Annotated in this window: 8 protein-coding genes and 1 pseudogene; 7 read left to right on the plus strand and 2 right to left on the minus strand. The window is 60.6% G+C overall.

The features are described from left to right. From AC1DSN_RS15955 to AC1DSN_RS15965, 3 genes are all read left to right on the plus strand, one after another. Positions 1-468, plus strand: a 468-nt coding sequence (locus AC1DSN_RS15955; protein ID WP_477331603.1) for an SDR family NAD(P)-dependent oxidoreductase, incomplete at its 5' end; no start/stop codon positions are given. A gap of 36 nt (positions 469-504) precedes the next feature. Next, positions 505-924 carry a hypothetical protein gene (locus AC1DSN_RS15960; RefSeq protein WP_477298978.1) on the plus strand — a complete coding sequence of 140 codons (420 nt, stop codon included), beginning with the start codon at positions 505-507 and terminating at the stop codon, positions 922-924. A gap of 194 nt (positions 925-1,118) precedes the next feature. Next, on the plus strand, positions 1,119-1,532 hold the full coding sequence (locus AC1DSN_RS15965; protein ID WP_477331605.1) for a hypothetical protein: 414 nt from the start codon (positions 1,119-1,121) through the stop codon (positions 1,530-1,532). 227 nt (positions 1,533-1,759) lie between these two features. Here the strand turns inward: AC1DSN_RS15965 and AC1DSN_RS15970 are convergent, their stop codons facing one another. After that, positions 1,760-2,272, minus strand: a complete 513-nt coding sequence (locus AC1DSN_RS15970) for a hypothetical protein (protein WP_477331607.1) — start codon at positions 2,270-2,272, stop codon at positions 1,760-1,762. Positions 2,273-2,392: 120 nt separating this feature from the next. On the opposite strand from AC1DSN_RS15970, the gene AC1DSN_RS15975 reads away from it, so the two are divergent. Both AC1DSN_RS15975 and AC1DSN_RS15980 read left to right on the plus strand, forming a co-directional pair. Further along, positions 2,393-2,704: a hypothetical protein gene (locus AC1DSN_RS15975; protein WP_477331609.1), complete on the plus strand. Its 312-nt coding sequence runs from the start codon at positions 2,393-2,395 to the stop codon at positions 2,702-2,704. A gap of 123 nt (positions 2,705-2,827) precedes the next feature. After that, positions 2,828-3,541 (plus strand): DUF72 domain-containing protein, encoded by a 714-nt coding sequence (locus AC1DSN_RS15980; protein WP_477331613.1) that lies wholly within the window; start codon positions 2,828-2,830, stop codon positions 3,539-3,541. Here AC1DSN_RS15980 and AC1DSN_RS15985 read toward each other — a convergent pair. Next, positions 3,531-4,253: a TetR/AcrR family transcriptional regulator gene (locus AC1DSN_RS15985; protein WP_477299043.1), complete on the minus strand. Its 723-nt coding sequence runs from the start codon at positions 4,251-4,253 to the stop codon at positions 3,531-3,533. The genes AC1DSN_RS15980 and AC1DSN_RS15985 overlap by 11 nt on opposite strands. Positions 4,254-4,530: 277 nt before the next feature. On the opposite strand from AC1DSN_RS15985, the gene AC1DSN_RS15990 reads away from it, so the two are divergent. Further along, positions 4,531-6,711, plus strand: coding sequence for a TonB-dependent receptor (locus AC1DSN_RS15990; RefSeq protein ID WP_477331611.1), 2,181 nt, complete (start codon positions 4,531-4,533; stop codon positions 6,709-6,711). A 29-nt stretch (positions 6,712-6,740) separates the two neighbouring features. Further along, positions 6,741-7,141: pseudogene (locus AC1DSN_RS15995) on the plus strand (hypothetical protein); the annotation flags it as partial.

Raw genomic sequence — 7,141 nt, forward strand, 5'->3', positions numbered from 1 at the left:
AATGTGTTGTCTGCTGTACGCATGACGACCCGACTGTTGCCGCAAATGCAGGCACGGCGATGGGGGCGGGTGGTCAACATCTCTAGCCTTGCCGCAACCATGGCGCCTGCCTCTTCTCCCGGCTACGCCGCCTGCAAGGCGGCGATGAATGCCATGACTTCGTCGTTGGCAAAGGCGGTCGCTTCGAGCGGGATCACCGTGAACGCTATTTCGCCCGGTACGATCCACAGCGACGCGCTCGATGCGCGCTTTCGCGAGGTTGCCGCGGAAAAGGGATTGGTGGACCGGGACGCGCCGTGGGACGCCATCGAGCGCGCGGTCCTTCCGCTGTTTGCCGAGGTACCCGTTGGCCGAACGGGAGAGCCGGAAGAGGTCGCACGTGCGGTGGCCTTCCTGGTGAGCCCGTTGGCCGGGTACATCACCGGGACTAATCTTCGGATTGATGGGGGWCTTTCGCCGGTGATTTAGTTACGTTACCAATAACCAGGGAACACGATGGAAGCTATGAAGCATCTGACGCTGCCTGTTTCGATCACGTGGCTCTGCCTTTTGAGCGTTTCCTTTGCAGCGTCGGCGGGAACAGCAAAGGTCGAGACCACAACCATCCCAACGGACGTTTGCAGCGTCTTGAAGAACCCTCGGGCGTTCGTCAACCAGGTGATTCGCGTTCGAGGATTTGTTTACCTCGGCGAGGATCATATGAACATCGCTGAAAGGCTATGCGCTGGCCGGGGTATTGAGTTGGTGATCAAAACGGAAGCGGTTATGAAACATAAGGATGTTCACCACTTCTACGTCCAGATGAACCGCCAGGGGCGGCACGGCATAGCGACCATAACGGGCTTGTTTCAGCTTGATCCCGATCCGGTGACGCCCTATGTGCTCAACATTCAACATGTGAAGGATGTGGTGCCCAGCCATTAAGTGGGTGGCGCTTTCGAGCCATCCATCGACGGTAACGGCTCCCAGGAGGGGCCGTGCTTTCTCGGTCGATCCAGCGGTCGGATCATCACACCAGTCACCATCATTCCGACAGGTGGGCGCCTTACAAAAGACACGTTCCCGGACGGGACTGACGTTACGCTTCATCCGACTGACCCTGCGCATGGACTGCCCATATGAACTCTGTGACGATCCGTTATTGGCCAGTGCGGCTGGCCGTGCGTGGATGCCTCCTGACAGTTGCACTCTTGCTCTCCGCTTGCAGCGCCGACCAGGCCATCATCTGGGAGGCCCACTCACGGTCCCCCGACGGTCACTACCAGRCCAATGCGGCGACCACCCAGCAAAGCGGGCCGGGTAATGCGGCGCTCTACACCGTGGTCAAGCTCAGCCAACGGGACGACGACGAGGGTTTCGACATTGTCACGCTTTCCCATAAGAGCACGCGCGAGCTGACAGGGGGTGCCGTGACGATGACGTGGGTCGATGGGAAGACGCTGAACGTGGCGTACGAGCCGTCGGCGACGGTAGACTTCCAGGCGGTTAAAGGCGCCGGTGTCACCATCGAGCTCGTGCCGCGCTCCCGCTGAGGTGAGCTGTGAATCGAGCTTGGCTTTCGGTAGATGGCGTCAACCAGGATTGGCCCCTTGGAGAGCCATCGGCTTTCTGCCGTGCGACGTTTCACGACAATCCGGTGCCACGGGAGTAGGCGCGAAGATGCCGAAGAACGCGGCGGTTCAACGATTGAGCTTCACCCGTTCATCAAAGTCGCGCGCACGAGGTCGGATGTTCGAGAGCAGCAGGGCGAGAATCCTGGTCATGGCTTGGTCGACAATATTTGAACGAGGCTTTCATCGTTCTGGTTATGGTAAATAATGTCCTTTATCCGCCAGCCGGATCGCGTCTGGACCGTGACGTATTCCAGGCGAATCTTTTCGCCGTTGCTCGGGTACTTGAACGAGACAACCACACGATCCGAACCTACCGACTCTATCTCCAGATCCGACGCGGAAGGGTCCTGCGAAGCGAACATCAGGTTAAAGGCAAGGTTGCATTCGTCGCCCTGGCTGCGCTGCACGCACGCGGCATCGTCGGCCAGCAGGGACGCCAGCGTCCCGTCGAAGTATTTATTGAGAACGGCAATCGGTTGCTCGGAGAGCGGTGCTCCGAACGTGGCGTCAGGGGCGCCCAGGGCTTCCCAGGCGAAGTCCTTGTAGAGCGTCGCGACGACCGCGGACGGGCCAGTCGCATGCGCCGTGTCATGGGCAAGCAACGCAGAGGGTGCCGCGAGGATGGTCAGGAACAGGATGGTGCGTATCAGGATATTCACTTTTTGCTACCCTTTCGACGGGTGAGAGAGAATCCAATGTGCACGTTGGTGTCCAGCCGATGCCGCTGCCGGGTCAGGGACTTTCGTCAGGATCGAATCTTTGAGGGCTCTCAGGTGGGAATGTCAGCTGCACAACTTGGGTGCCTCGCCGTTGGCTATGGCTTCGTGTACACCTTTCTGGCCCGTGGCGCGATTTCAAGAATCATGGATGTCGACCCTGCATACAAGGGGCGGTGGCCAAAGCCGACCTGGTTCGGCTACAGCGGTAGTACGTGGGCAGTTCTGTACATCATGTTCAACATGAATCTCCCCAAGGCCGAATACCCCGAGCCGTTGCAATGGCGAATCTGGACAGCCAGAGTCATGCTGTGGCTGTGGCCCTTCGCGATCTTCCTTGTGCTGTACTTTTCGCCGCATTCAACAAGCGCGTGAAGAAGGCGGCGTCAGGATAACGGCGGCTCGACAAGTCCACGTGGAAACTACGTTTCAAGGTCGTTGTGACCTGGGAGCACTCATGTGAACGAGCGGAAGCGTCGTCGTGCATCCCCCCTTCTGGTGGGATGCGCAGGTTGGTCACTCGCGTCGAAGGACGCGCGGTCCTTTCCTGGGGAAGGCACGCACCTGGAACGCTATGCGAGCGTTTTTCCATGCGTTGAGATCAATTCGTCGTTCTACCGGCCGCATCAGGAACGAACCTATATCCGTTGGGCGGCGAGCGTGCCGGAAGCCTTTCGCTTCAGCGTAAAGATGCCGCAGACGATCACCCATGAACTGCGTCTGCAAAAGGCGGAGAAGCCTCTGCTTGCCTTCCTGGCCGAGGTGTCCGGCCTGGGAGCGAGGCTCGGCTGCATCCTGATTCAACTACCGCCCGGCCTCGCGCTGGATGTGAGGACGGCGAGAAGCTTCTTCTCCCTCCTGCGAAAGCACACGCCACTGCCCGTAGCTTGCGAGCCACGGCATGCCACGTGGTTCACGCCCAAAGGCGACGCTGTGTTGTGCGAAGCAGGCGTCTCGTGCGTATGGGCACACCCGTCGCCCGTGGCCGGCGTCGAACCACCCGAAGGCGACCCGGCGATGCTCTATATCCGCCTGCACGGGTCGCCACAGGTCTACTACTCAGCCTACGACGATGCTTTCATCAAAGGCATCGCGTTACGGATGCGCCAGGCGCAAGAGGCAGGCAAGGTCGCCTGGTGCATTTTCGACAACACGGCGCGGGGCGAGGCTGTACCCAATGCGCTGACGTTGCTGTCTCAACTCAACGCTTGACCTTGCGCTTCTTCACGGTCGCCGCATAGCGTTCTTCGCCCTCGACGAACTTGTCGTAGTAGCGGACGACCATTTCAGCGACCTCGGTATTGATGATGTCGCCATCCATCGACGGATTGTCCACGGCCATTTCCGTGGCCGCATACATCACTTCGGTGGAGAGGCGCATCGCCACGCGCAAGGCTTCCGGGTTGGCGCTCGGGTAGCGATCGCGCAGCCCTTCGTAGCTCGTCTCCGCGACGTCGTCGTGCGAGTCCAGACGGATATGCCTTAGCGTCGGGACCGCGCGAAGCGCACGCATGATCCATACCGCACCTGGAAAGGCGAGGGTCGCCGCGTTGATCGCTGCCTGCATGTCGCGCAAGCCACGAATGCTGGCTTCGCGCGAGCCGTCGTAGTCGAGCGCCTTCTCCTCTTCCAGCCAGGCGCGGTAGGCCTTGTTCTGGCATTTCATCAGGCGCTCGCCGAGCTCCTTGAGGATGGCGTACTTGTTCGGGAAGTACCGATACAGCGCCGGTGGCGATATGCCCGCCTTCGCGCACACCAGGTTGGTGGAGAGTCGCTCCACCCCCACTTCGCCGAGCAGGCGCGATGTGACCTCGAGGATCAACTCGAAGGTTTCGACCGAGCGCTGCTGCATCGGCTGTTGCTTGGTGTCCAGCGGGATCGCGGGACGCGCATCGGTTTTCTTCCGACGCGTGGCGCTGTTCATGGGTCGACCTCGGCGTGGGTCTTCGTAAGTTCTCAGCGAAGACGTATTGGTTCCAGATGATACTTATTTCGCAGTGGCATGCGTGCTGCAGCGCGATACCTGCACGAATCCTGTGCCATGCCACGTGACCGTCAAAGCGCTGTCATATGTAAACAGTAGCGTTCACTACTGTTTTCCGCCACCCCTCCCCAACATTCCGTTTCCCATCCCTTCGGGCTCAACAGAGCTGACCGTCGCGGGCAACCGCGCGGCCGATACACGCAGGAGTTTCAACGCAATGCATCACGCTGTACGTTTTGGATTAGGTCTCGCTGCCCTCGCAGCCGCTATCAGCGCCGCCGCCGAAACCACGGACGCGGATATCACGAAGCGCACGACGGACCTGCAGGGTGTGTCGGTTTCTGCCGGCATTGACGACCCGAACCTCGCACCGCCCGGCAGCGCGGCGGCACTCGCACCGACGCAAGGCAACCTCTTCGAGATCGAGCCGCAGTCGGTGTTGAGCCGAAATTTCATCCAGACGATCGCGACACCCAAGGCGGATTACCTGGCCTTGCTGGAGCTCACGCCCTCGGCAGTGAATGCGTCGCCTAACGGCGCGGGCTTTTCCAGTAAGAGCGGCACCATCCGTGGCTTCCAGGATGGCGAATACGACGTGACGTTCGACGGTATTCCGTTTGGTGATCCGGGCGCTTTCGGTCACGCCACCACCGCGTTCTTTCCCGGACCCTCCCTGGMCAAGGTCGTGGTCGATCGCGGTCCCGGTACGGCAAGCAACCTCGGAAACGCGACGTTTGGCGGCACCGTGGCGCTGTATTCGGCGCCGACCACCGACAAGCCCTCAGGTGAGGTGTCCGCGATGTACGGCAGCGGCGCTACCTGGCAGGTCGCCGGCGACGGCAATACGGGCGTGCTCAACAAGATCGGCACCGAGGCGTCGGTGAATTACAGCCACGTCGAATCCAATGGCCTGATCAATGACGCGGGCTTCAAGCAGGACAATATCCTGTTCAAGGTGAAGCAGCCGCTGGGCGACAACACGACCCTGACCCTGGTGGCCGACTACAACAAGGTGAAGTGGAACACCTTTACCGCGCAGCCGAAGAAGCGGACCGACATCCTCGGTCTGGACTTCGGCGGCCTCAATCAGGATCCGACCTCGCAGGGCTTCGCCGATTACAACGTCGACGACCGCCATGCGGACTTCGAATACCTCCAGCTGCATGGCGACTACGGTAGCTGGCGTATCGACAACAAGTTCTACACGTACGGCCTGCGTGACAGCGGTCCGGGCGGTGTGGACCTGCTCGGCAACACGCCGAATATCGCCTTGCTGCCCAATGGCGGCGTCCCCGGTGCGATCAACCACAGCCGTTACCGCGCCGCCGGCGATTTCCTCACGGCCGAGAAGGATGTCGGCAGCGACTGGCTCGAGAGCACCCTGAAAGCGGGTATCTGGGCCGAGCGCACCTATCAGGTGCAGGACCAGGTCACTGTCGACCTCTCGACGATGACGCCGCGTGTTCTCAAGGGCGAACCGAACGCCAACATCATCGATACCAGCCAGCACACGAATACGACGCAGAGCTACTTCGAGATCGAGTGGCGGCCATTGGAAAACCTGAGCATCGTGCCCGGGGTGAAGCAGATCGTGTTCGATCGTACGATCGACGGCGTGTCCAACTTCCTGCCGGTCGGCGGTGACGGGCACTTTGCCACCACGCTCGGGTCCGTGGCAGCCAACTACCGGTTCTCACCGAACCTCGCGGCGTACGTGCAGGTGGCCAAGGGCTTCCAGGCGCCGAAGGTCAACCTTATCCAGGGTCCGGCCGGCCATATCGATCCGCAGACAACCACGAACTACCAGGCCGGTGTGGTCTGGAAGACACCGACCACCGTGGCCGACATCGACGTCTATTACATCGACTTCGGCAACCTGGTGAGCAGCATCGAGGAACCGATTGGTCCGGGCGGCTCGTTGATCAGCGTGTTCGCCAACCAAGGTGGCGTGATCTACAAAGGCGTGGAGGGTGAGCTGACGCACATCCTGGGCGATTCGGGATTCAGCTTCACCGCGAACGGCAGTATCAACAGCGCGTATTCGAAGACGACGCACTTGCAGATCTCCAATTCGCCCATGTCCACGGCCGATGTCGGTTTCATCTACGACCAGGGCCCGCTGTACGGCTCGTTCCTCGTCAAATACGTGGGCACCCGTTTCACCGGCACAGGCGAGACCAGTGGGGCGACGTACAACCCGAACACCAAGCTGCCGACGTACAACTACACCAACTTCAACATCGGCTACCGCTTCACGCCTGACCTGAGACTGCAATTGTCGACCAATAACCTGTTCGACCACCGCACGGCCATTCAGGGTAACGGCCTGGCCAAGGATCCGACCTTCTACTACCTGGCAGGTCGCAACTACACCGTGCAGGCCACCTACACGTTCTGATCGGCAGGCCGAAAAAGGAAAGTCCATCGATGTACACCTTTAGCTCCATCGCACGGCGCACCCTCGCGGGCGCAATTGCCTCCCTGGTCCTGGCGGCGCCTGCCGCCATGGCTACCGACCATGCCACCGACGTCGACCCGTTCATCGGGTCGGACTGGTTCGGTGAGGTCTTCGTCGGCGCCACCATGCCCTTCGGCATGGTGAAGGTTGGTCCCGACGTACGTGATTACGGTTATCGCAAGGGCTTCCAGAGCACCGGTGACATCCGCGGCTTCTCCCACCTGCACCTGAGCGGTGGCTCGGGTAAATATGAAAACGCCCGCGTCATTGCCACCACGGGCGATCTCGAGCCGGGCGCCTTCCATTCGCCGCGCGCGAATGAAATGGCCAGCCCGGGTTACTACGCTGTAGAGCTGACACGCTACCAGGT

It is taken from the genome of Luteibacter sp. P4_D7_3 (assembly GCF_056401735.1).

Coding starts and splice junctions, on each gene's coding strand:
- AC1DSN_RS15975 (WP_477331609.1), top strand. CDS start 2,393: ATGTCAGCTGCACAACTTGGGTGCCTCGCCGTTGGCTATGGCTTCGTG.
- AC1DSN_RS15985 (WP_477299043.1), bottom strand. CDS start 4,253: ATGAACAGCGCCACGCGTCGGAAGAAAACCGATGCGCGTCCCGCGATC.
- AC1DSN_RS15960 (WP_477298978.1), top strand. CDS start 505: ATGAAGCATCTGACGCTGCCTGTTTCGATCACGTGGCTCTGCCTTTTG.